This is a genomic window from Streptomyces daghestanicus, from assembly GCF_020521275.1.
In the GTDB taxonomy this organism is placed as follows: Bacteria; Actinomycetota; Actinomycetes; order Streptomycetales; family Streptomycetaceae; genus Streptomyces; species Streptomyces griseoviridis.
The window spans coordinates 1-19,665 of sequence record NZ_BNDX01000002.1 but is presented as its reverse complement, the minus strand read 5'-3'; the positions used below and the strand labels follow the sequence as shown (position 1 = coordinate 19,665).

General features: G+C 71.9%; 18 protein-coding genes. 7 read left to right on the top strand and 11 right to left on the bottom strand.

Annotated elements, in window-relative coordinates; genetic code table 11:
- Nucleotides 1–103: 103 nt before the first annotated feature.
- From Sdagh_RS00200 to Sdagh_RS00180, 5 genes are all read right to left on the bottom strand, one after another.
- Nucleotides 104–1,105 carry a TerC/Alx family metal homeostasis membrane protein gene (locus Sdagh_RS00200; protein WP_190012052.1) on the bottom strand — a complete coding sequence of 334 codons (1,002 nt, stop codon included), beginning with the start codon at nt 1,103–1,105 and terminating at the stop codon, nt 104–106.
- Between the two features lie 294 nt (nt 1,106–1,399).
- Nucleotides 1,400–3,466 (bottom strand): TerD family protein, encoded by a 2,067-nt coding sequence (locus Sdagh_RS00195; RefSeq protein WP_190078260.1) that lies wholly within the window; start codon nt 3,464–3,466, stop codon nt 1,400–1,402.
- 174 nt (nt 3,467–3,640) lie between these two features.
- The gene (locus Sdagh_RS00190; RefSeq protein WP_189423656.1) at nt 3,641–4,216 is read right to left on the bottom strand and encodes a TerD family protein; all 576 of its coding nucleotides are present in this window, start codon (nt 4,214–4,216) and stop codon (nt 3,641–3,643) included.
- Nucleotides 4,217–4,359: 143 nt separating this feature from the next.
- Complete coding sequence (uvrB, locus tag Sdagh_RS00185; RefSeq protein ID WP_189423658.1) at nt 4,360–6,501, bottom strand: excinuclease ABC subunit UvrB; 2,142 nt, start codon at nt 6,499–6,501, stop codon at nt 4,360–4,362.
- A gap of 40 nt (nt 6,502–6,541) precedes the next feature.
- Nucleotides 6,542–7,426 carry an MHYT domain-containing protein gene (locus tag Sdagh_RS00180; RefSeq protein WP_189423660.1) on the bottom strand — a complete coding sequence of 295 codons (885 nt, stop codon included), beginning with the start codon at nt 7,424–7,426 and terminating at the stop codon, nt 6,542–6,544.
- Nucleotides 7,427–7,701: 275 nt separating this feature from the next.
- On the opposite strand from Sdagh_RS00180, the gene Sdagh_RS00175 reads away from it, so the two are divergent.
- Nucleotides 7,702–8,589, top strand: a complete 888-nt coding sequence (locus Sdagh_RS00175; RefSeq protein ID WP_189423662.1) for a glycerophosphodiester phosphodiesterase — start codon at nt 7,702–7,704, stop codon at nt 8,587–8,589.
- Nucleotides 8,590–8,659: 70 nt separating this feature from the next.
- A complete protein-coding gene (locus tag Sdagh_RS00170) occupies nt 8,660–9,214 on the top strand; it encodes a methylated-DNA--[protein]-cysteine S-methyltransferase (protein ID WP_190078259.1) in 555 nt (184 codons plus the stop codon).
- 83 nt (nt 9,215–9,297) lie between these two features.
- Here Sdagh_RS00170 and Sdagh_RS00165 read toward each other — a convergent pair whose 3' ends face one another.
- Nucleotides 9,298–9,726 carry a VOC family protein gene (locus Sdagh_RS00165; RefSeq protein WP_190078258.1) on the bottom strand — a complete coding sequence of 143 codons (429 nt, stop codon included), beginning with the start codon at nt 9,724–9,726 and terminating at the stop codon, nt 9,298–9,300.
- Nucleotides 9,727–9,825: 99 nt separating this feature from the next.
- Here Sdagh_RS00165 and Sdagh_RS00160 point away from each other — a divergent pair, with 99 nt between their 5' ends.
- Both Sdagh_RS00160 and Sdagh_RS00155 read left to right on the top strand, forming a co-directional pair.
- Complete coding sequence (locus tag Sdagh_RS00160) at nt 9,826–10,734, top strand: pseudouridine-5'-phosphate glycosidase (RefSeq protein ID WP_190078257.1); 909 nt, start codon at nt 9,826–9,828, stop codon at nt 10,732–10,734.
- A gap of 71 nt (nt 10,735–10,805) precedes the next feature.
- Nucleotides 10,806–11,792 carry a carbohydrate kinase family protein gene (locus Sdagh_RS00155; RefSeq protein WP_372478405.1) on the top strand — a complete coding sequence of 329 codons (987 nt, stop codon included), beginning with the start codon at nt 10,806–10,808 and terminating at the stop codon, nt 11,790–11,792.
- A 137-nt stretch (nt 11,793–11,929) separates the two neighbouring features.
- On the opposite strand, the gene Sdagh_RS00150 is transcribed toward Sdagh_RS00155, so the two are convergent.
- Nucleotides 11,930–12,724, bottom strand: coding sequence for a methyltransferase (locus Sdagh_RS00150; RefSeq protein ID WP_190078255.1), 795 nt, complete (start codon nt 12,722–12,724; stop codon nt 11,930–11,932).
- 281 nt (nt 12,725–13,005) lie between these two features.
- Here Sdagh_RS00150 and Sdagh_RS00145 point away from each other — a divergent pair, with 281 nt between their 5' ends.
- Nucleotides 13,006–14,133, top strand: a complete 1,128-nt coding sequence (locus Sdagh_RS00145) for a magnesium and cobalt transport protein CorA (protein WP_189423674.1) — start codon at nt 13,006–13,008, stop codon at nt 14,131–14,133.
- A 46-nt stretch (nt 14,134–14,179) separates the two neighbouring features.
- On the opposite strand, the gene Sdagh_RS00140 is transcribed toward Sdagh_RS00145, so the two are convergent.
- Complete coding sequence (locus tag Sdagh_RS00140) at nt 14,180–14,812, bottom strand: nucleoside/nucleotide kinase family protein (protein ID WP_189423676.1); 633 nt, start codon at nt 14,810–14,812, stop codon at nt 14,180–14,182.
- Between the two features lie 400 nt (nt 14,813–15,212).
- Between Sdagh_RS00140 and Sdagh_RS00135 the strand changes: the two genes are divergently transcribed.
- On the top strand, nt 15,213–16,703 hold the full coding sequence (locus Sdagh_RS00135) for a glutamate synthase subunit beta (RefSeq protein ID WP_189423678.1): 1,491 nt from the start codon (nt 15,213–15,215) through the stop codon (nt 16,701–16,703).
- A gap of 274 nt (nt 16,704–16,977) precedes the next feature.
- Here Sdagh_RS00135 and Sdagh_RS00130 read toward each other — a convergent pair whose 3' ends face one another.
- From Sdagh_RS00130 to Sdagh_RS00120, 3 genes are all read right to left on the bottom strand, one after another.
- A complete protein-coding gene (locus tag Sdagh_RS00130) occupies nt 16,978–17,781 on the bottom strand; it encodes an SAM-dependent methyltransferase (protein ID WP_190078254.1) in 804 nt (267 codons plus the stop codon).
- Nucleotides 17,782–17,904: 123 nt separating this feature from the next.
- A complete protein-coding gene (locus tag Sdagh_RS00125; protein WP_189423680.1) occupies nt 17,905–18,180 on the bottom strand; it encodes a DUF397 domain-containing protein in 276 nt (91 codons plus the stop codon).
- Nucleotides 18,180–19,040 carry a Sco1979 family transcriptional regulator gene (locus tag Sdagh_RS00120; protein ID WP_189423682.1) on the bottom strand — a complete coding sequence of 287 codons (861 nt, stop codon included), beginning with the start codon at nt 19,038–19,040 and terminating at the stop codon, nt 18,180–18,182. The genes Sdagh_RS00125 and Sdagh_RS00120 overlap by 1 nt, the downstream gene beginning before the upstream one ends.
- Nucleotides 19,041–19,378: 338 nt before the next feature.
- Between Sdagh_RS00120 and Sdagh_RS00115 the strand changes: the two genes are divergently transcribed.
- A partial coding sequence (locus Sdagh_RS00115) for an ATP-binding protein (protein ID WP_372478404.1) occupies nt 19,379–19,665 on the top strand: 287 nt, incomplete at its 3' end.

The following is a 19,665-nucleotide window of genomic DNA, read 5'->3' as shown; positions in this document are numbered from 1 at the left end:
GACTCGCCGGGCGGACGGTGCCGGGAGCGGCGCACGGCGATGTGCCGTGCGCCGCTCCCGGCCCTGTCCGAGGTGCCCGTGCCGGTCGTACCGGTCTCGGGGGTCAGACGTCGATGCTCTTCTTCGGAGCCTCTTCGTCCTTCGCTCCGGCCGCTTCGGCCGCGGCCTGCTTCCGGGTGGCCCGGAGGCTGGTGATCGTGGTGACGATCAGGACCGAGCAGATGACGCCGAGCGAGACCGGGATGCTGATCTCCGGGACATGGACACCGGACTCGTGCAGCGCGTGCAGGACGAGCTTGACTCCGATGAAGCCCAGGATGATCGACAGACCGTAGGAGAGGTGGACCAGCTTCTTCAGCAGGCCGCCTATGAGGAAGTACAGCTGACGCAGGCCCATGAGGGCGAACGCGTTGGCCGTGAACACGATGTACGGGTCCTGGGTGAGACCGAAGATCGCGGGGATCGAGTCCAGGGCGAAGAGGACGTCGGTGGTGCCGATCGCGAGCATCACGACCAGCATCGGGGTCATGACCCGCTTGCCGTTCTGCTGGATCCACAGCTTGGTGCCGTGGTAGCGGTCGGCCACGCCGAAGCGGCGCTCGGCCGCCTTCAGCAGCTTGTTCTCCTCGTACTCCTCGTCCTCCTCATCGGCCCTGGCCTCCTGGATCAGCTTCCAGGCGGTGTAGATCAGGAACGCTCCGAAGATGTAGAAGACCCAGGCGAAGCTGGCGATGATCGCGGCGCCGGCGGCGATGAAGACGGCCCTGAGCACCAGGGCTATGAGTACGCCGACGAGGAGCACTCGCTGCTGGTACTGCGAGGGCACCGCGAACTTCGCCATGATCAGAACGAAGACGAAGAGATTGTCCACGCTCAGGGACTTCTCGGTGATGAAGCCCGCGAAGAACTCGCCGGCGGGCTGGCCACCGCCGAACAGCAGCAGGCCGAGCCCGAACAGCGCGGCCAGGGCGATCCAGACGCCCGTCCAGATTCCCGCTTCCTTGATCGACACATCGTGCGGCTTGCGCCCGATGAAGAAATCGACCGCGATGAGGGCGGCAAGGCCCAGAACGGTCAGGACCCACAAGGTCGTCGTAACTTCCACTGCGCCTCCGGCAGTACGTAACGGCAGATGTCAGCGTCGTCGCTGCCGGAGGTCTCTTCCACCCCGGGCATCCGGTGCGCTCGAAGCACACGGAGCCCACGGGCCGACGCCCCGGGATCTGGCCTGATCCGTATTGACGGGCACGCCGCAGCAGATAGGGAGTACTCCCCTCCGTAGGAAAAACAGTACCTCAATCACCAAGGATTGGTAAAGGGTTCTGCAAATTACGCTCAAAACCCCTGATGGGCGGCCTTTACCAGCGCTTGGCTCCGCGATCGTCCACAGCCGGGCGGGTCACCTGCCGACGGACCGGCGGGCGGCGGCGACCCGGTCGAGCACCCGGGCGAGCACCTGACTGCCGGGGGTCACGAGCGCGGGTTCGTAGGTCCAGGCGTGGCCGACCCAGGGGTCGGCGAGGTGATCGTCGGCCACCGGGGTCAGCCGCAGCAGCCCGCGCCACAGCGGGTCGAGCAGCGGGCCGTACCCGGCGCAGTCCTCGCGGTCGGCGACCATCATGAGATGCACGCCGTAGGACGGGCCTTCGTCCGCCAGGTACCGCAACTGGTTCACGGCGCGATCGTCGAAGCCGCGCGGGAAGTCGTGGACGATCAGCAGTTGCCGGGAGGTGTCGAAGCCGGGCGGCAGGGAGTCGGCGGCGCCGCCGCGCACGGCCATCTGTACGAGGTCGACGCGCTGGGTGAGCCGGGTGAGCACGTCCGCGACGCCCCGGGCGCCCACGGCCGGCGGCGCCGCCAGTACCCCGGCCCGTACCAGGCGCGCCAGTGTCCGCGCTCCCGACCCGGCCGCGTCGACGGCGTGCACGGTGAACCCGCCCGCCGGATGAGCGGCGAGCAGCCGGGCCGTGTGGGCCACGGCCGTCTCCAGCGCCAGGCTCCGCGGCCCATGGGCGTCGGCGGAGGGATCGCCGGGCGACTCGGTGTGCCCGCTGTCGATCCACAGTCCCCGTTCCAGGGGGAGCCGGACCAGCATCGGGATGGGCACGTGTCCGGCCTCCGGCAGCCGGAGGTCACCCAGCCGCAGGGCCATGGGCATCTCCACCGGCACGCGGTAGCCGTGCCAGACGGGGCTGTCCCAGCGGGCGTACGCCGGTGGCAGGGCCGCCTCGACCGCCTCGGCCTCCGTGGCGAGCTGGGCGAGGTCACGGTCGAGGACCTCTTGGGCCCGTGCGACGAGTCGTTCGTGCCGGGCACGGGCCGACTCGCGGGCGGTGTCGCCCTGCCCGCCGACGCGGGCACGCGGGTCGGACAGCACCTGGTCGAGTTCCTTCTCCAGCCGGGAGTCCGCGAAGGCGACGCCGCTGCGGTAGGCGGCCACGCTGCGGGCCAAGTCCTCGAACATGCCCCAGACCTGGTTGTAGAGCCGCTCGTCCATGGACCAGCCGTTGGCATCACCGGCGACCGGCCGCGCGGGGCGGCCCGGGGGCGTGGGTGAGGCGGCGGGCGGGGGCGGCTGTGACGGCGCTGGGGTTGTGGTCCGCCGACGCGGATGGCGGTAGTCGACCGGCCCGCCTTCGGGGGGCCGGGACGGGGACCGGGCAGGCGGCGGGGGCGGTGACGGAAGCGGCTGGGCGGGCGCGGGCTGCCCCGGGTCGGCGCCCTGGAGCGTCGGCTTCGCTCCGGGGTCCCCGTACTCCGCCTCGTACTCCGGTCCCGGACCGGCACCCTGAGGGGGCGCCCCCGCAGGGTCGGGGCCGAGTACCGGCGTGACCGCCTGCCGGGTGCGGTCGCCCTCGCTGCCGGACGGACGCGGCGGGGTGGGCGCCTGGCGGGCCGGGCTCCGGGCCGCCGCCTCGTGGATCACACGGGCGAGGGAAGGTGCCTCGGGCAGTCCCCGGTCGGTGAGCAGCTCGGCGAGGCCGCCGGCGTAGCCCTGGCCGATGGCACGTACTTTCCAGGCGCCCTGTCTGCGGTACAGCTCCAGGGCGATGACCGCGGTCTCGGCGTCCAGCCCGGTGAGGGTGTAGTGGGCGATCTCGGCACCGCTGAGGTCGGTGACGGTGACGAAGGGAGCGGCGGCGGCCCCGAAACGCGCCGGTCCACGCCGTCCGGCTCGCGTCGCGTCGGCGGTCGGCAGGGCGAGCAGCACGTCCACGCGGTGCGCCGCGTCCGGCAGGGCGTCCAGGTCGACGGCGAGGCGGTGGTCCGCGGTCGCCTGCCGGGAGACCTCCAGGCCGGACAGAGCGGGCGTGCCGGGATGTGCCACCCACTCGGCTCCCAGGACTTTGCCTTCGGCGTCACCGAGGGTGGCGGCGGCCACGACCGGGGTGCCGGCGGAGACACGGATCTCCAGCCGGGTCCCGGGCAGCGGGTGGTTCTGTCCCCGCACCAGCTCGGCCGTCATCGCCTTCTCCCCCGCGTCACCCGTCCGCTCCGCACCGCCTCGGCCGGCGCGCCGCCCGTCCCCGGCCGGTGGCCCGCACGTCGTGCCCGGCCGACGGCCCACCTCCGTCTCCTGGAGGCGTCCGCCTGTCCAGGTCGGCGGCCCGGCCGTCGGGTGGCCCCGGCGCCTCCCGCGCTACAGCACCGGAAGGATGGTCGGCATCAGGTCCTGGAAGGTCCGGCCGTTGGCCGGGGAGCCGAGGGCCGTCATCGTCCAGCCGTTGGCGGACCGGTGGACCTTCGCCATGATCTGCGCCGTGTACGCGCCACCGCCGGCGAGCGTGTAGCGGGCGAGTTCCTGACCGTTGGTCTCGTCCACCAGGCGGCAGAAGGCGTTCTGCACCTCCTGGAACGACTGGCCCGTGAAGGAGTTCACGGTGAAGACGATCTGGTCGATGTGGACCGGGACCCGCTCCAGGTCGACGAGGATCGCCTCGTCGTCGCCCTGGCCGACACCGCCCACGAGGTTGTCCCCGGTGTGACGCACCGAGCCGTCGTCGCTCACCAGGTGCTGGAAGAAGACGACGTCGACCGGCTGCTTGTCCGCGAACAGCACGGCGGAGGCGTCCAGGTCGATCTCCCGCGTCCGCGACCCGAACAGGCCGCGCCGGGGAGCCGCCTGCCAGCCGAGACCCATGCGCACCGACGTCAGGCTGCCGCCGTCGGCCTTCTCCAGACTGATCGCCTGGCCCTTGGTCATGTTGACGGTCACGCGCTGCTTCCCCTCGTTCGAGCGGTCCCCTGTCGCCGCGACGCCCGCGGTTGCCCCGACCCTACGCAGGGGCACCGACACCGTCGTAGCCCGCTTCGCGCTTTGTGTCGGTCCTGCAACACAGCGCGTGTCCGCGCACGCCGTCAGGCCAGTCCGGCCTCCTTCATCTGGCGCAGTTCCTTCTTCATCTCGGAGACTTCGTCGCGCAGTCGTGCCGCGATCTCGAACTGGAGGTCCGCGGCGGCGGCCCGCATGCGTGCGGTCATCTCCTCGATCTGCTCCGCCAGCTCGGCCGCGGGCCGGTCGGTCGGTACCGTCTCCTTGGCCTTGCCCTTGGCGCGCTTGCCGCCGTTGGCCGCCTTGCCGCCGAGGGCGGGGACGGGGGCCTTCGCGCCCTTGCCGTCCTTGGACTGGCCGCGGTACCCCGAGCCCAGCAGTTGCTCGGTGTCGACGTCCTCGCGGGCGATCTGCGCGACGATGTCGTTGATCTTCTTGCGCAGCGGCTGGGGGTCGATGCCCCGCTCCTTGTTGTAGGCGACCTGCTTCTCCCGGCGGCGGTTGGTCTCGTCGATGGCCTTCTCCATCGCCGGGGTGATCTTGTCGGCGTACATGTGGACCTGACCGGAGACGTTGCGCGCCGCGCGGCCGATGGTCTGGATCAGGGACGTACCGGAGCGCAGGAAGCCCTCCTTGTCCGCGTCGAGGATCGCCACCAGGGAGACCTCGGGCAGGTCGAGGCCCTCGCGCAGGAGGTTGATGCCGACCAGGACGTCGTACTCACCGGCGCGCAGCTCCCGCAGCAGTTCGACGCGGCGCAGTGTGTCGACGTCGCTGTGCAGGTAGCGCACCTGGATGCCGAGCTCCAGGAAGTAGTCGGTGAGGTCCTCGGCCATCTTCTTGGTGAGGGTGGTGACCAGGACGCGCTCGTCCTTCTCGGTGCGCGTACGGATCTCGTGGACCAGGTCGTCGATCTGGCCCTCGGTGGGCTTGACGACGACCTCGGGGTCGACGAGGCCCGTCGGGCGGATGATCTGCTCCACGACACCGTCCGACCGGGACAGCTCGTACTGCCCGGGGGTGGCCGACAGGTACACGGCCTGCCCGATGCGCTCCTGGAACTCCTCCCACTTCAGCGGGCGGTTGTCGAGGGCGGAGGGCAGCCGGAAGCCGTGGTCGACGAGGGTGCGCTTGCGGGAGGCGTCGCCCTCGTACATGGCGCCGATCTGCGGGACGGTGACGTGGGATTCGTCGATGACGAGCAGGAAGTCGTCCGGGAAGTAGTCCAGCAGGGTATTCGGCGGGGAGCCGGGCAGGCGGCCGTCGAAGTGCATCGAGTAGTTCTCGACGCCGGAGCAGGTGCCGATCTGGCGGAGCATCTCCAGGTCGTACGTCGTCCGCATGCGCAGGCGCTGCGCCTCCAGGAGCTTGCCCTGCCCCTCCAGCTCGGCCAGGCGCTCCCCCAGTTCCTTCTCGATGTCGTTGACGGCCCGCTCCATGCGCTCGGGGCCGGCGACGTAGTGGGAGGCCGGGAAGACGTAGAGCTGCTGGTCGTCGCTGATGATCTCGCCGGTGACGGGGTGGAGCGTGGACAGCGCCTCGATCTCGTCGCCGAACATCTCGATACGGACGGCCAGCTCCTCGTAGACCGGGAAGATCTCGATGGTGTCGCCGCGGACCCGGAAGGTGCCGCGGGTGAAGGCCATGTCGTTGCGGGTGTACTGGATGTCGACGAAGCGGCGGAGCAGCTCGTCGCGGTCGTGTTCGTCGCCGACGCGGAGCGGGACCATGCGGTCCACGTACTCCTGGGGCGTACCGAGGCCGTAGATGCAGGAGACCGAGGCGACCACGACGACGTCACGGCGGGTGAGCAGCGAGTTGGTCGCGGAGTGGCGGAGCCGCTCGACCTCCTCGTTGATCGAGGAGTCCTTCTCGATGTAGGTGTCCGACTGGGGGACGTAGGCCTCGGGCTGGTAGTAGTCGTAGTACGAGACGAAGTACTCGACCGCGTTGTTCGGCAGCAGCTCGCGGAACTCGTTGGCCAGCTGGGCGGCCAGGGTCTTGTTCGGGGCCATCACGAGGGTCGGCCGCTGGAGCTTCTCGATCATCCACGCGGTGGTGGCGGACTTGCCGGTGCCGGTGGCGCCGAGCAGGACGACGTCCTTCTCACCTGCCTGGATGCGCCGGGCGAGATCGGCGATGGCCGCCGGCTGGTCGCCGCTCGGCTGGTAGGGGCTGACGACCTCGAAGGGCGCCACCGTGCGTTCGATGTGGGAAACGGGCCGCATGCCATCCACCGTACGACCCCCCACTGACAATGGGCCCCGATCAGCGGTTCTGCGGGGTCCGCGAGCGACCGGGGGACGGTGGGCGGCGGTACCGGAGGGTGGGGCGGCGGGTCCCCGGGCTCCGGGCCGGCCCGGAGCGTGTGACGGTGTGGGCGGGGATGCCCGGCTTGTGCTCGACCGGGCGCGGGGCGGGTTTTCCCATCACCATGAGCGGGTCGAAGATCACGACGACGGCGGCGAGGAGCAGGAAGGCGAGCGGGCCGACCAGCATGGGGGCGAGGAGCGTGGTGGGCGAATCCCCCGCGGCGGGGACCGCCGAGCCGTGCACATGGACGTCGAGCGCGGCCATGCCCGTGTAGTGCATGCCGGCGACGGCGAGGCCCATGACCAGGCTCGCGCCCACGGTCCACAGGAAGCCGCGGATCTGGCCGGCCGCCCACAGGGCCGCCGTGGCGGCGGCCATCGCTATGACGACGGACAGGGCCACGGTGACCGTGTTGTACTCGAAGGTTCCGTCCAGGCTCATGCCGGCCATACCCAGGTAGTGCATCGAGGCGATGCCCAGTCCGGTGATCGTGCCGCCGGTGAACAGCGCCGTGCCGCCCGCGCCGCGGTAGCCGACGATGAAGATGCCGATGCCCACCATCACGATGGCGACGGCCAGCGACGCGAACGTCATGGCTCTGTCGTAGCGGATCGGCGTGTCCTCGATCCTGAACCCCATCATCGCGATGAAGTGCATGGTCCAGATGCCGGAGCCGATCGCCGCCGAGCCCAGGGCCAGCCAGCCGGGCCGCCAGGAGTGGGTGACCAGCATGGATCTGGTGGTGCAGCGCAGGCCGAGGGCACCGCCGAGACAGGCCATGAGGTAGGCCACCAGCGGTGTGACGAGTCCGTAGCTGAATCCGTCGACCGTGCCTTGCATGCGCGGTTACCCTTCCGCCCTCTTGGATGTGGCTTCCCCGATGTGCGTCCCCCTCCCAGGACCGCACGAGCGGTCAGGGTCCAGAGAAGTATGACCCCCACCGGAATGGTCGAACGATTCTCCGGCAAAGAATCACGGCCTTGCCTCAGTTGTGCCGTCCCCGTGAGCGCAGTTGAGCAACTCCGTTGAGCATGTGATCATTCTGCGCCCCTCCCTTCTTGACGCTGTGCTGTCACAGTGGTGCTGTTCGTGTTCCCCTGACGCGAGGAGTACGCATGCACGCGCGCGCTGTTGCCGTCACGACCACCGCACTCCTGGGGGCGGCGCTGTTGGCGCCCGCCTCTTCGGCCCAGGCGTCCCACGGCGGTCCGGGGCCGGTGGTCATCGCCCATCGGGGCGCCTCCGCCTACGCCCCGGAGAACACCCTGGCCGCCGTCGACAAGGCGGCCGAGCTGGGCATCGACTGGGTGGAGAACGACGTCCAGCGCACGAAGGACGGCGAGCTGGTCGTCATCCATGACGACAGCCTGCGGCGCACGACCGACGTCGAGGAGGTCTTCCCCGGCCGGGCCCCCTGGAAGGTGAAGGACTTCACCGCCGCCGAGATCGCCCGCCTGGACGCCGGGAGCTGGTTCGGCGCCGCCTACGCGGGCGCGCGCGTGCCGACGCTGGAGCAGTACGTCGCCCGGGTCGAGCGGCATCGGCAGAAGCTGCTGCTGGAGATCAAGAGCCCCGAGCTGTACCCCGGCATCGAGCGGGAGACGCTCAAGGTCCTGGGCAACGAGGGCTGGCTGGACCGGCGGCACGTCGCCGGGCGGCTGATCGTGCAGAGCTTCAGCGCGGACAGCGTGCGGACCGTCCATGAGCTGAAGCCGGCCGTGAAGACCGGGCTCCTGGGCACGCCGGCCGTGGCGGATCTGCCCGCGTACGCCGGGTTCGCCGACCAGATCAACCCCTCGCACGACTCCCTCTCGCTGGGTTACGTGTCCGCCGTGCAGGCGTTCACCGGGCCGCACGGCAGGCCGATGGAGGTCTTCGCCTGGACGGTCGACGACGCGGCCGGCGCCCGGCTCACGGCCGGGTACGGCGTCGACGGGATCATCACGAACAGGCCCGACGTGGTCCTGGCCGCGACACGCGGGCAGCTACCGGACACCGGCTGAGCGCGCCCGCACCGCGGGTGGCCGCCGGTTCCGGGCGGCGTTGTCAGTGGCGGATCGTACGGTGGTGTGCATGGACAGCCATGGGCAGTACGAGCAGCGGGTGGTGTGGACCGTCGTCGGTACCGGCATCGGTCCGCTGCTGCTGGCCGCGACCGGCGAGGGGCTGGTCAACGTCGTCTTCCACGCCACCGGGCCGGTCCGCGACCGGGCACTGGACCGGCTCGCGTCCCGGCTGGGCACCGAGCCGGTGGAGGCACCCGGAGCCCCGCTGCTGATCCGGGCGGCGGAGCAGCTGGCGGCGTACTTCTCCGGTGAGCGGCACGTCTTCGGCCTGCCGTTGGACTGGTCGCTGATATCGGGGTTCAACCGCGAGGTGCTGCGGGAGCTGGCGAGGGGTGTCCCTTACGGGTCGGTCATCGGGTACGGCCGGCTCGCCGGACGCGTGGGCCAGCCAGGGGCGGCGCAGGCCGTGGGGACGGCGATGGGCGCCAACCCGCTGCCGGTGGTCGTGCCCTGTCACCGGGTCGTGGAGAGCGACGGCGGCATCGGCGGTTTCGGGGGCGGTCTGGAGACCAAGCGGAAGCTGCTCGCCCTGGAGGGGGTCCTCCCCGAGCCGCTGTTCTGACGGTGCCGGGGCGGTCGGGGGCCGCCGGCGCGTCGGCACGGGGCTGTCGGCTGCCGCGCGCTGGGCGGTCCCCCAGGGTCACGTCACGCGTAGTGCCGGGCCTCGAAGATGTTCCCGTCGGGGTCGGTGAAGTAGAAGCTGCGCCTGGCCATGCCGCGGGCTCCGTAGGAGTCGTACGAGTACTCCGAGACGGGGACTTCCTGCGCCTCCAGGCGGTCGCGCAGTGCCTCGAAACCGTCTTCGGGCAGGGACAGGCAGACGTGGTTGACCGGGTGCCCCGCGCCTGCGGCTGAGTGGGGCAGCATCGTCATTCGCGAGGCCATGGCGAGCGGCATGAGGTCGAAGATCGTCTCCTCGTTGAGGCGCACGGAGGGGAACGGCACCGTTCCCGCCGTGAACTCGGTGACCCGCAGCGGATCCATCTCCAGCGCCTTCTCGTAGAAGCCGACCGCGGCCAGCGGGTCGCGCACCCAGAGAACGACGTGGTCGAGGCGTGCCGTGTTGTCCGTCATGGTCACCAGCCTGGTGCCGTGTCAGGGGCACCGCAAGGGTTTCGTCCGGTGCCACGCCCGCCAGAGATGAGGAAGAGCCGACGGACAGGAGGCGTACCTGTGGTGCTGGTGGTGTCGGAAGAGGTACGGGAGGCGCTCGACTCACGGCGGCCCGTGGTGGCCCTGGAGTCCACGATCATCGCGCACGGGCTGCCGCGCCCGCGGAATCTCCGGGTGGCACGGGAACTGGAGGAGGCGGTACGGCGGGAGGGTGCGGTACCGGCGACGATCGCTGTGCTGGACGGGCGGCCGCACGTGGGACTGGGCAAGGAGCAGCTCGAACGGGTCGCCGGTGAGGACGGTATACGCAAGCTGGGCCACCGCGACCTGCCCCTGGCGGTGGCCGGCGGGGCGAGCGGGGCGACCACGGTCTCGGCGACCGCGGCCCTGGCGGCCGGAGCCGGCATCCGGGTCTTCGCCACCGGCGGGCTGGGCGGCGTGCACCGGGAGTGGACGGTCACCCAGGACGAGTCGGCGGACCTGGGCCTGCTGGCACGTACCCGGATCACCGTGGTCTGCGCCGGGGTGAAGTCGATCCTGGACGTACCGGCGACGTTGCAGCGGCTGGAGACGCTCGGGGTCGCCGTGGCCGGGTACGGCACGGACCGCTTCCCCGGCTTCTACCTGTCCGACTCGGGGCAACCGGTGGACTGGACGCTGCGCACACCGGAGCAGGTGGCGGCGGTGATGCGGGCGCAGGACGCCCTCGGGGTGTCCGAGTCGGCACTGATCGTCGCGAACCCCGTCCCGGTGGAGGAGCAGCTCGATCCCGAGGTGCACGCGCGGGTGCTCGCCGACGCGCTGCGGGCGTGCGCGGAGAGCGGGGTCACCGGGCAGGCGGTCACGCCGTTCCTCCTCGATCACCTGGTACGGCACACGGATGGGGCCTCGCTGAGCGCCAACCTGGCGGCGGTGCGCGGCAACGTTTGGCTGGCGGCGCGGGTGGCGGCAGCCTGGACCCAGGTGTGACGGGGGGGGAGCCTGGTGCGACGGCGGAGCCTGGTGTGACGGCGGAGCCTGGTGTGACGGCGGAGCCTGGTGTGACGGAGGAGCCTGGTGCGACGGAGGAGCCGGGTCCGGCATCGGGGCCGGGTCCGGCTGCGGGGCCGGGCGGCGCGCTGCTGGTCGTCGGGGACGTGATCACGGACATCGTGGTCCGGCCCGCCGGTCCGTTGGCCGTCGGCACGGACACGGCCGCCTCCATCCGGCGGCTGCCGGGCGGGGCGGGCGCCAACGTGGCCTGCTGGGCGGCTCAGCGGGGATGCGCGGACGTGCGGCTGTTGGGGCGGGTCGGCGCGGACACCGCGGACCGGCACGAGCGGGAGCTGCTGGCCGCCGGGGTGCGTCCCCGTCTGGTCGCGGACGAGGAGGTCCCGACCGGGACGGTCGTGTGCCTGGTCGACGCGGGCGCCTCGGCCGAACGGACGTTCCTGACGGACAGCGGGGCCTCGCTGCGGCTGGCGGCCGGCGACTGGTCGGACACGCTGCTCGACGGGGTCGGGTGGCTGCATCTGTCGGGCTACCTCCTGTTCTCCGCGCCGAGCCGTGCTCTGGTGACGGTCGCTTCGGGGGCGGCACGCGCGCGTGCGGTGCCGGTGAGTCTCGATCCGGCGTCGGCCGGTTTCCTCGCGGAGCTGGGCGCGGACCGCTTCCTCTCCCTGGTCGACGGGGTGGACGTGCTGCTGCCGAACCGGGACGAGGCGCTGCTGCTCACGGGCCTGCCTCGGGCGGCCGACGCGGCGGCGGAGCTGAGCCGCCGGGTGCCGTTGGTCGTCGTCAAGCTGGGGGCGGACGGCGCCCTGGTGGCGCGTGACGGTGCGGTACGCGCCCACGTTCCCGCCGTGCCGACGGCGCCCCTGGACACCACGGGTGCCGGCGACGCCTTCACGGGGGCGTTTCTCGCGGCCCTGCTGTCGGGGGCGGACCCGGAGGAGGCGGCGGCACGGGGGTGCCGGGCGGGCGCGGCAGCGGTCGGGCAGGTGGGCGGGCGGCCCTCGGCGACAGCCGAGGTACCGAGGCAGTCGTAGCGCCCCACCGTGGTCCTCGTGCTGGGCGCCGCGCCGTCGCGGCGAAGGGACACCATCGCCTCGGAGCGCGAAGTCGGGCACGGGCAGCCCCCGGACGCGGGCCGACCGGCGGACGGTCTGGCCCGTGTGCCGCTCCGCTACGCCTTGCGCCCCCATGCCGAGATCATCGGGGCCGTGGCCAGGTCCATGGCGCCGGTGGCGACGTTCGCGAGGTGGCGTTCGATGTCCTCGTCGGTGGCGAGGCTGGCGGTGACGAGCTGATCCCGGATCTGCCGGATCGTCGCGGACTCCAGGGCCGCACAGGCGGGTGAGGTCACCGGGAAGTAGGCGTCCGCCTCGACCCGGCGCAGCCCGGCCTCCCGCAGCAGTCGCGGCAGTTGCCGCCCGTAGGAGAGGTCGGCGCCGCGCCGGGCCAGCAACTGGCGGAAGCCGTGCCGCAGCCGGTTGGCCAACTGCTGCTCCGGGCCGTGTTCGTCGGGGCACAGCAGCGGCTGGAGTGCGGGGTCGGCGTCCTCGACGAGGAGGTGTCCGCCGGGGCGCAGCGCCGCGACCATGGAGCGCAATGCCCGTTCCCGCTCCGGTACGTGGACGAGTACGAGTCTGGCGTGCACCAGGTCGAAACCTTCGCCCGGCGGCTCCTGGGCGCCGACGTCGTGCACGCGCACCTCGACCGGCGGCCGGGCGGCCGGGGTGAGACGCGAGGTGTCGATGTCGGTCGCGACGATCCGGCCCGTGGGCCCCACCTTCTTGGCCAGCCAGGAGACGACGGAGGTGCCGCCCGCTCCCACCTCCCAGCAACGCCAGCCGGGCCCGATACCCATCGTGGTGAAGTGCCGGAACGTCGTGGGGTCGAAGAGGGTGGCGAAGGCGTCGAAACGCTCCCCCGCCTCGGTCCGCCGGTTGTCGAGGAGGTATCCGTCGGTTCGCGTCATGCGACGATCATCCCAGTTGCCCGGCTTGTCGGAAGCGGGCGACGCTCCGAGGACGACCGGTGTGGCCGAGCCCCGCCGGGAAGGCCTGCGTTCCCGGCCCGGACAGGCGGGTCCGCGGGCCGGCCGGCGGTCACCCGCTGCCCGTCACGGGTTTTCCACAGCCCGGAACCAAGCGGAATCCGCCCTTTCCACAGGCTCGCACGCGCTCTGCGGCGGCCTGGCAGACTGGCGCGGCAGGCGCGGGAAGCCCGGCGCAAGAGGAGCCACGGTAGGAGATCCATATGTCCATGGCAGGGAATCTGCGGAGGGTGACCAGCCTCGGCAAGGGCGGGCGTCTCCGTCGCGCGGCGAGGCTGGCCCGGCGGCGTCCGCGTGTCGATCTGAGCCATCCCGCGCGTTCTCCCCTGGGCTCATCGGTGGTCAACTGCGTGACGTACCGGGACGGGGTCCGCATCCCGGAGAGCGTGGGCCTGGTCGACGCGGTGGAGCGGGTCCGCAGTCGCCGGGACGGCTTCGTCTGGCTCGGCCTGCACGAGCCGACGGACGAGGAGTTCGCGGGCATCGCGGAGCTGTTCGACCTCCATCCGCTGGCGGTCGAGGACGCCGTGGAGGCCCATCAGCGTCCGAAGCTGGAGCGGTACGGGGAGACGCTCTTCGCCGTCTTCAAGACCATCTGCTACGTCGAGCACGAGGAGCTGACGGCCACCAGCGAGGTGGTGACCACCGGCGAGATCATGGTCTTCACCGGCCGGGACTTCGTGGTCACGGTCCGGCACGGGCGGCACGGCTCGCTGGGGCCGTTGCGTGAGGAGCTGGAATCCGATCCCCGGCAGCTCGCCAAAGGACCCTCGGCGGTGCTGCACGCGGTCGCGGACCATGTCGTCGACGACTTCCTCACCGCCATCGACGCGGTGCAGGCGGACGTCGACAGCGTCGAGACGGCCGTGTTCGCGGAGGACGGCGCGCGGCTCGACCCCGGCCGGATCTACCAGCTCAAGCGTGAGCTGCTGGAGCTGAAGCGGGCGGTGGTACCGCTCGGCCGGCCGTTGGAGGAGCTGGCCACCCGGCCGATCCGGGTGGTCGACCCGGAGATACAGGCCTATTTCCGTGACGTGTCCGACCACTTGGCGCGGGCCACGGAACAGATAGCCGCCTTCGACGAACTGCTCAACTCCATCCTCCAGGCCCACCTCGCGCAGGTCACGGTCGCGCAGAACGAGGACATGCGGAAGATCACGGCCTGGGCGGCGATCGTCGCCGTGCCGACCATGGTCTGCGGGGTGTACGGCATGAACTTCGACCACATGCCGGAGCTGGGGTGGCGGTACGGCTACGGCTTGGTCCTGGGCGTGATAGCCGCCGCCTGCGTGACGTTGTACCGGGGCTTCCGGCGGAACGGCTGGCTCTGACGCCGCGTCCCGACCGTCACGGCGACGCTCTCGCCATGGGGGCCGGTCAGCCGTTCCAGGCGGGATGCCGTGGGTCGTCGGCACGGACGAGGAGGTCCGCGGTGCCGGCCGGGTCGGCCTCCTGTTCGTAGCGTGCGAAGGCCGGCAGCGTCCATCGCTCGGACTCGGGGGTACGGCGGCGCAGGGCGCCGGAAGTGAGGAGGAGGTGCACGCTCAGGTCGAGGGGGAACCAGTGGCGCAGGAGAAAGGGTCCGTGCAGCAGCAGGATGCCGCCGGGCGGGAGGGAGACATAGGCGCTGCGGGTGGCACGGTCGGTGACGGGGTCCCAGAGGTCGGGCAGGACACGTCCGTCGCCGCCCTGTTCGAGGGGGCCGAAGACCTCGCGCCACAGGGCGCCGGTGTCGTACCAGCCGTCGTAGTAGGAGTCGGCGTCCTGCCGGCCGTGTTCGAGGCGGACCGATGCGGGGCGCAGGAAGCCGGCCGCGCCGACGACCAGCGAGGGCCGCCCGAGCGGACGGAGCGCCTCGGCGACGCGCTCGGCGAGGTCGTCGGGGCGGGCCGCCGGGGCTCCGTCGAAGGCGACGCGGCACCAGGGGCTGCCGTCGGCCGGTTTCAGGTCGAGCAGACGCTCGGCGATCCGGTCGCCGAGCCGGTCCAAGGTGATCGCTTCCCATCCCACGGACCCATGATGCGCCAGGTCCCTGGTCCGGAAGGCGCGGGCGTCCGCCGAAGACTCGGGCGCCGGCGCAGGCGCAGGCATGGACACGGGCGGGGATTCGGCGCACACAGGCACGCAGGCACATCACCGGGGGCAGATGACGTACACCGGACGACGGGGAGCGAGTGGACGACGTGGAACCACGTCCGTACGGCGGCGGCATCGGCCGCGGCGACGGTGCCGGGCATATCGGCGCTCACCTGACCGGACGCGTCCCCCGGGCCCCGCCCCGGTGCCGGGCACGGCGGTCGGGCGGAGGGCCCCGCCGCTGCTCTGCGGGGGTCGCCGGCCGGACGTATCGTGACAGGGAGAGTGCGGCCGCACCGCACGGCCTGACCCCGCGCACGCAAGGAAGACGGCCATGGCCGACCCCAAGGGATTCATCACCACGCCCCGCCAGGAGTGGCCCCGCAGGCCGGTGGAGGAACGGGTCCGTGACTGGGACGAGGTGTATGTCCCGGGGGCCTTGCTGCCGATCGTCGCCAAGCAGGCCGACCGGTGCATGGACTGCGGCATCCCCTTCTGTCACCAGGCGTGTCCGTTGGGCAACCTGATCCCCGAGTGGAACGGCCTCGTCTCCCGGGAGGACTGGCGGGCGGCGAGCGAGCGGCTGCACGCCACCAACAACTTCCCGGAGTTCACGGGCCGGTTGTGCCCGGCGCCGTGTGAGGCGGGGTGTGTGCTGGCGATCAACCAGCCAGCCGTCACCATCAAGAACGTGGAGTGCGCCATCGGCGACCGCGCGTGGGAGGAGGGCTTCACGCCGCCGCGTCCGCCGGAACGGCTGTCGGGCCGGACGGTGGCGGTGATCGGGTCGGGGCCCACGGGTCTCGCCGCGGCCCAGCAGCTGACGCGGGCGGGGCACACGGTCGCCGTGTACGAGAGGGACGACCGGATCGGGGGGCTGATGCGGTACGGCATTCCCGAGTTCAAGATGGAGAAGCGTCACCTGGAGCGGCGGATCGACCAGATGCGGGCGGAGGGGACGCGGTTCCGGACGTCCACCGCGGTCGGGCGGGATGTCGACGCCGAGGAGCTGCGGTGCCGGTACGACGCGGTGGTACTCGCCACGGGCGCGACGGCATGGCGGGAACTGGCGCTACCGGGGCGGGAGTTGACCGGGGTCCACCAGGCGATGGAGTACCTGCCGCTGGCCAATCGGGTGTGCGAGGGGGACCTGGACGCTTCCCCGCTGTCGGCCGCCGGGAAGCATGTCGTCATCGTCGGCGGCGGTGACACGGGGGCGGACTGTCTGGGTACGGCGATCCGGGAGGGGGCCGCGTCCGTGACCCAGCTGGACATCTACGCGCAGCCGGGCGCGGAACGGGACGAGGAGGCGGAGCCCTGGCCGACGTACCCGCGGCTGTACCGGTTGTCGGCGGCGCACGAGGAGGCGCGGGACGTGGGTGCGGCGCCCGCGGCGGACGCGGACGCGCGGCTGTTCGCGGCGTCCACCCTCCGGCTCACCGGGGACGCGGACGGCCGGGTCCGGGAGCTGCACCTGACCGGTGTGGACGCCGGGCGGCGCCCGGTGCCCGGCGCCGAGCGGACGCTGCCGGCCGATCTGGTGCTGCTCGCGCTCGGTTTCTCCGGGCCGGACCGGGAGGACGGGCTGGTCGGCGGGCTGGGGCTGGAACTGGAGCCTCGCGGCACGATCGCGCGGAGCGCCGGGTTCGAGACCAATGTGCCCGGGGTGTTCGCGGCGGGGGACGCGGCGCGCGGGCAGTCGCTCATCGTGTGGGCGATCGCGGAAGGGAGGGCGGTCGCGGCGGCCGTCGACCAGCACCTGACCGGCCGCCCCTCACACCTGCCGGCGCCGATCGGCCCGTACGACCGCCCGATGACGGTTTGAACGCGGCGCACCGCTCCGCCGGGCACGGCCCGCCATCACCGGGCCCCGCCCCCGTCACGCCCTCACGGCACCCCAGCCGTACCGGCTCACGGCTTGACCGCGTCCCAGCCGCACGACCTCACCGCGCACCGCATCACCGGGCCCCGCCCCCCTCACGCCCTCACGGCACCCCCGCGCCACAGCCCCACGGGCCACGGGCCACGGGCCACGGCACCACCGGGCCACCGGACCCGCGCCTCCGACGTCCCCGCCGCCCGGCGTCCCCGCGCCCGCGTCACCGCTTGAGCGCCACCGCCCCGTACCCCGGGATGACGCCTTCCTCCTGGCCGGGGACCGGCTCGCCGAGTTCCGGGTGCCAGAGGTGGGGCACCTCGACGCCGGGGTCGACGAGGTCGAGGCCGTCGAAGAAACGGGTGAACTCCGCCCGGGAGCGCAGCGCCAGGGTGACCCCCGCGGCCCTGAGCTTCTCGGTGGCCGCCCGTGACTCCTCGGGGGTGAAGTCGGAGGTCGCGTGGGTCACCACGAGGTGGCTGCCGGAAGGCAGCGCGGCCAGCAGGCGGCGGACCAGCTCGTGCGCGCCGTCCTCGTCGGAGACGAAGTGCAGCAGCGCGATGAGCGACAGCGCGACGGGCCGGTCGAGGTCGAGCACCTTGCGGGCACCGTCCAGGATGGCGTCCGGGTCGCGGACGTCGGCCTGGAGGTACTCGGTCACCCCCTCGGGGGTGCCGCGCAGCAGCGCCGCCGCGTGGGCCAGCACGATGGGATCGTTGTCGCAGTAGACGACGCGGGCGTCCGGCGCGCCCTCCTGGGCGACCTGGTGGAGGTTGGGCTCGGTCGGTATGCCCGTGCCGATGTCCAGGAACTGCCGCACGCCCCGGCCCACGAGCCAGCGGGTGGCCCGGTGCATGAACGCGCGGTTGACGCGTGCCATCACCGGGACCCGGGGGTCGAGGGTGAGCATCTGCCGGCCCATCTCCTCGTCGACCGGGTAGTTGTCCTTGCCGCCGAGGTACCAGTCGTACATACGGGCGGGGTGCGGTCTGCTCGTGTCGATCTCGACGGGCTGCTGTCCGGTCATGACGGACTCCAGGGAGATGAGCCGGTACGGGGGTGAGTGGCGGTCAAGTCGAAGCCGGGGTCAAGGAGGAGGTGCCAAGGGGAGCGAGCGGGCAAGCAGTGCTTAGACAAGGGGGCGCGCGGGTCAGGAGAGCAGGAAGTCCGCCTCTCCCGCCTTCGCGCCCTGGATGAAGGCCGTCATCTCGTCGGACGTGTAGATCAGCGCGGGCCCGTCCGGGTCGGTGGACTGGCGGACCGCGATGCGGCCGTCGGCGAGTTTCATCGCCTCCAGGCAGTTCCCGCCGTTGCCGCCGCTCCACGGCTTGTGCCAGCCCTCGCTGCCCAGCTCGCGCGCGGGCATGCCGTTGTAGATCCGCTGGCCGCGGACCCGTGGCCTGGGCTGGGACGTGATGCGATCCATTACAGCTCCTTGCGGAGATCCCGGAGGATCTCTTTTGTGCGATGTGCCGTAGCGGCCTGCGCCGCCATGCGGTCCATGACCTCCAGGTGGGTCGCCACCTCGGTACGCGCGTCCAGGTAGACGGCGCCGGTCAGGTACTCGCTGTAGACCATGTCCGGAAGTTCCGGCACGGCGAATCGGAAGAGCACGAACGGCCCGTACGTCCCCGGGTGCGGTCCGTTCTCGAACGGGACGACCTGAAGGGTGACCTGGGGCAGTTCCGCGGCCTCGAGCAGCCGGTCGACCTGCTCCCGCATGACGTCCGGGCCGCCGACCGGGCGGCGCAGAACGGTTTCGTCCATCACCACCCACAGCCGGGGCGCGTCCTTGCGGGTGAGCAGTTCCTGGCGTCGCATGCGCAGGTCGACGTGGCGTTCGATGTCGTCGGGGCGGGTCTGGCCGATGGCGCCCGACTTCAGCACGCCGCGCGCGTAGCCCTCGGTCTGCAGCAGCCCGGGGACGAAGTGCGGCTCGTAGGACCGGATGAGGGCCGCGGCGCCCTCCAGGCTGACGTACATCGAGAACCAGCCCGGCAGGATGTCGTGGAAGCGCTGCCACCACCCCGGCTTGTTGGCGTCCTCGGCCAGCAGGACGAATGCCTCGGCCTCCTCGTCGGAGACGCCGTACGCCTTCAGGAGCATCTGGAGGTACGGGATCTTCAGCGCGACCTCGGCCATCTCCATGCGGCGGACCGTGGCGGGGGCGACGCGGAGGATGCGGGCGGCCTCCTCGCGCTTCATCCCGGCGCTTTCCCGCAGGTCCAGCAGGCGCCGGCCGAGTACGACCTGGCCGACCGTCGGCGCGGACCGCGGTTCGCTCACCGCTCCACCTCCACGAAGAGTCCCGTATCGCGTTCTGGCTCGTATCCGTGCGTACCAGCCCGTGACTGTCGGTACCGGTTCACACCTGCCGGCACTTGTCCGTCACCTGCCGGCACCGATCCGTACCTGTTCGCACTCGCCCGTACTCGTTCCCGAGCGCTGTCGGGCCGGCCACGAGCGCGCGCGGACAGCCCGGCGGCGCCCTCCGCGGGTCCGGTCCGGGGTCTGGTCAGACCTCGGGCCCGATCCGAAGTGGCGCCGCTCGACGTGCTGTTGCGAGCAGTGTGCCACGCCCGTCCAGAACGTCACACAGCACTCTGCAATTTTCAGAGTGACTCTTGCCAAGTGTTCTCGGCGGGGCGATAGTGGCAAGCGTGATTCCGTCCGCGCCTTTAGGAACAGAGGCCGCCGCGGGCCCCCACGGCCCGGGTGCCGCCACGGTGGCCGCCGCCTCCGGGCCGGCCGCCGAGCGCCGGTTCCGGTTCGAGCTGGCCGCCCACCCGGGCTCGCCCGCCCAGGCCAGACGTCTGACGCGCGCCCGGCTGACCGGCTGGTCGGTGTGTGAGGACACCTGCGACACGGCGGCGCTGGTCGTCTCCGAGCTGGTCACCAACGCGATCGTGCA

Excerpts from the sequence above, each read along its gene's own strand:
- Sdagh_RS00195 (WP_190078260.1), bottom strand. The coding sequence starts at position 3,466 with ATGACGGCCGAGCTGGTGCGGGGACAGAACCACCCGCTGCCCGGGACC.
- uvrB (WP_189423658.1), bottom strand. The coding sequence starts at position 6,501 with ATGCGGCCCGTTTCCCACATCGAACGCACGGTGGCGCCCTTCGAGGTC.
- Sdagh_RS00180 (WP_189423660.1), bottom strand. The coding sequence starts at position 7,426 with ATGCAAGGCACGGTCGACGGATTCAGCTACGGACTCGTCACACCGCTG.
- Sdagh_RS00175 (WP_189423662.1), top strand. The coding sequence starts at position 7,702 with ATGCACGCGCGCGCTGTTGCCGTCACGACCACCGCACTCCTGGGGGCG.
- Sdagh_RS00170 (WP_190078259.1), top strand. The coding sequence starts at position 8,660 with ATGGACAGCCATGGGCAGTACGAGCAGCGGGTGGTGTGGACCGTCGTC.
- Sdagh_RS00165 (WP_190078258.1), bottom strand. The coding sequence starts at position 9,726 with ATGACGGACAACACGGCACGCCTCGACCACGTCGTTCTCTGGGTGCGC.
- Sdagh_RS00150 (WP_190078255.1), bottom strand. The coding sequence starts at position 12,724 with ATGACGCGAACCGACGGATACCTCCTCGACAACCGGCGGACCGAGGCG.
- Sdagh_RS00145 (WP_189423674.1), top strand. The coding sequence starts at position 13,006 with ATGTCCATGGCAGGGAATCTGCGGAGGGTGACCAGCCTCGGCAAGGGC.
- Sdagh_RS00135 (WP_189423678.1), top strand. The coding sequence starts at position 15,213 with ATGGCCGACCCCAAGGGATTCATCACCACGCCCCGCCAGGAGTGGCCC.
- Sdagh_RS00130 (WP_190078254.1), bottom strand. The coding sequence starts at position 17,781 with ATGACCGGACAGCAGCCCGTCGAGATCGACACGAGCAGACCGCACCCC.
- Sdagh_RS00125 (WP_189423680.1), bottom strand. The coding sequence starts at position 18,180 with ATGGATCGCATCACGTCCCAGCCCAGGCCACGGGTCCGCGGCCAGCGG.